Source organism: Paenibacillus sp. S29 (assembly GCF_049319765.1).
GTDB lineage: Bacteria > Bacillota > Bacilli > Paenibacillales > Paenibacillaceae > Paenibacillus > Paenibacillus polymyxa_B.
Genome location: NZ_JBMOUI010000046.1, coordinates 1 through 3,068, shown reverse-complemented (window position 1 = coordinate 3,068; position 3,068 = coordinate 1). Strand labels below are relative to the sequence as shown.

2 protein-coding genes are annotated in these 3,068 nt (G+C 58.2%); both read right to left on the bottom strand.

Annotated elements, in window-relative coordinates:
- Positions 1–928 (bottom strand): condensation domain-containing protein (locus ACL9RM_RS26370; RefSeq protein WP_414126688.1); only part of this gene is annotated, 928 nt, incomplete at its 3' end.
- A gap of 154 nt (positions 929–1,082) precedes the next feature.
- Positions 1,083–3,068 (bottom strand): condensation domain-containing protein (locus ACL9RM_RS26365; protein ID WP_414126687.1); only part of this gene is annotated, 1,986 nt, incomplete at its 5' end.

The window sequence follows — 3,068 nt, the reverse complement described above, 5'->3', positions numbered from 1 at the left end:
CCGTCTCCCGCAGCTTCCGCGCAAGGCGGTTGGATCGCTCGTTCAGCTCGCGGTAGGTCAGCTGCCGCTCGTTCATGACGGCGGCCACGTTGTCCGGGTAAAGCTCCGCCTGTTCTTCGAACAAGCCGTAAATCGTTTTCTCCCGCTCGAACCCGGTTTCGGTGTCATTAAATCGCTTCAGCAGCGTCTCCCTCTCGTCTGGGGACAGCACATCGGCTTGTCCGAGCTCCAGATCCGGCTGAAATAAAAGCACGGACAGCAGCCTAACAAGATGGTCGGCCGCCTGTTCCACAAATGCCCGCTCGTACCGCTGCCCGTCAAAGCTTATTTCCAGCTCGATGGAGTGGTTTTGGCGGTCGAAGCGAAAAAACGTATCGGCCGCCACCCGGTTACCCAGCGGTTCCGGATGAATCGGGGCGAAGGATACGACGGTGTTGACGACCGGGAGGCCGTCCCCCGTATAGTCCAGATGGAGCGGCTCCACCATTTTCCGAAAAGGCAGGTGCTGATGCTCCAGCGCCTCGCCGATGGAGGCTTTGATGCCCCCGAGCAGCGTTTTCAGCGTAGTCTGGCGGCTTACGGACGTCTTGATCACCAAGATGTCATGCGGCGGCGGAGTCCCGTCGGGGTCTGCGCTATAAGAAGGCATGCCGACCAGCACTTGGTCCCGCCCGGTATATTTGAACAGCAGGCTTTTTACTCCTGCCAAAACAATCATGTACAAAGCCAAATCCGAACCGTTGGCGAGGCAAATGATTCTCTCCGAGAGTTCGCTCGGCAGAGTACGGTGAAGCAAGCCCGGCTCGGCCGCAGCTTCCCCGTCGGCGGATAATTTGGAGGATTGACTGTAGGGAAGGAAGCTCAGGCTGTCTTCGGCGTCAAACTTGCCGCTCCAGTACCGTTCTTCCTTTTCAAACAAAGATTTCATTTGTACCTCCCCTAAAAATGAAGTGACCGCATGCCCCGGCGCAGGTCCGAAAAAGCTTGCTTTCGGCCTGCGCGTTTACGGGCTTGGACGTTGTTCGCCGTCTTCCTTGGGATGCGCGCCGCTTTCGCTTGACGGCGGAGGCGCGCTTATAGGATTAGAACGCGAATTCGATCGTATCGACGGCACTCTTTGCGCCTGCCGCCGGTTTATGACATTCAATCCGGCTTAGCTCGAGTTGTGGATTTTCCGCAATTTGAGACAGTACCCGCAGGTAATCCTCGGTCAAGGTGCGGATCATCGCTTCTTTGAACAGCTTGGTGGCGTAGAAGAAGCCCCCGCTCAGCGCCCCGTTGTTTTCATACATAAACAGCGTCAGATCGAACTTCGCTTCTTCCAAATGGTCAAGCTCGTAAGTCTTCAGGCTGACCCCTTCCAGCTCGGCGTCTCGTTCTTCGATATTTTGCAAGTCGAAAACGGCATCGAACAGCGGGAAGCGGCCCGGCTCCCGCTTCACATTCAAACGCTCCACGAGCTCCTCGAATGGATAATCCTGGTTCTCGAAAGCACCCAAAGCCGTTTCCTTCACTTCTTCCAGGTAGGACAAGAACGTTTTGTCGCCCGACGGACGATTGCGGATCGCCAGCGTATTGACAAACATCCCGATGACCGGTTCCAAATCGGCGTTCGTTCTTCCCGCCACCGGGGTGCCCACGACCAAGTCCTCCTGCCCGCTGTACTTGGACAGCAGCACGGTATAAGCCGCAAGCAGCACCATGAACAGCGTGCTTTCACGCTCGGCCGCCAATTCGCGCAGCCGCGCAGAGAGAGAAGCTTCGACGTCGAACTCCAGATGCGCGCCTTCGTAGCTACGAGCCGCAGACCGTTCGTAGTCCATCGGCAGGTCCGCCGTCGGCAGCTCGCCTTCGAAGGTTTGCAGCCAGTACGCTTCCTGCCGCCCGATCCGCTCTCGGTGGGCCTTCGACTGCTGCCAAACGGCATAATCCTTGTATTGAATGCGCAGTGGCGGCAGTTCTTCCCCGGCGTAGAAACTCGAGAACTCATCAATCACAATCGCCATCGATACGCCGTCGGACACCATATGGTGCATGTCGAAAAGGAGAATATGCAGGTTCGGCTCCAGCTCGATGACCCCGGCGCGCAGCAACGGCGGCTTGCCGAGATCAAACGGACGAACGAAGCTGCGGACGATCTGCTCGATTTGAGCCGCATCTTCTTTATCCGCTTGATGATGCTCGATAGCAAAATCGACCTGCGGGTAAATCCGCTGAACCGCTTCGGCCTTCACGATTTCAAAACCGGTGCGCAGCGATTCATGCCGTGTTATCAATTTCCGCAAGGCGGCTTCCAACCGGTCTAAGTCAAACTCGCCTTCCACCTGCACCAGCTCCGGCATGTTGTAAAGCTGATCCGCTCCATCCAGCGTGTGCTGAATGAACAGCCGTTTCTGCGCGGAGGATAGAGGGTAGTACTCTCTCTCCTCCGCTTGAGGAATGGCCTCATGCTCCCGCCGTTCCATCCGGGCGATCGCCTCGGCCATCGCCGCAATCGTCGAGTGACGGAATACGTCGCGCAGCGGCAGGTTGACGTTTAATTCCTTAAATACCTTGCCCGCCAGCGTCGTCGCTCGCAGGGAGTGGCCGCCGATGTCGAAGAAGTTGTCGTGAACGCCAATCTCCTTCGCAAGCCCCAGCACCTCCTGCCAAATCGCCGCCAACTTCGTTTCCAGCTCATTGCGCGGTGCGACGTACTCCGTTCCGCTTCCCGCTTCCCCTTCCGGCGCCGGCAGCGCCTTCCGGTCAATCTTTCCGTTCGGCGTCAGAGGCAGGCGCTCCATCTCTACGAAGTACGACGGGATCATGTAGCCCGGCAGCTCCTGCGCTAGCGCGCTGCGCAAATCGTTCACCACCAGCTCCGCTCCGGTATCCGGCGTGTAATACGCGCATAGCGCCTTCTGCCCGTTCGCGTCACTTCGAACCAGCACCACCGCTTCGCGCACGCCTTCCACCCGCAGCAGCTGCGACTCGATCTCGCCCGTCTCGATTCGGTAGCCCCGGATTTTCGCCTGGTTGTCGATCCGGCCGATGAAGTCCACGTTGCCGTCTTCCATCCACCGCGCCAA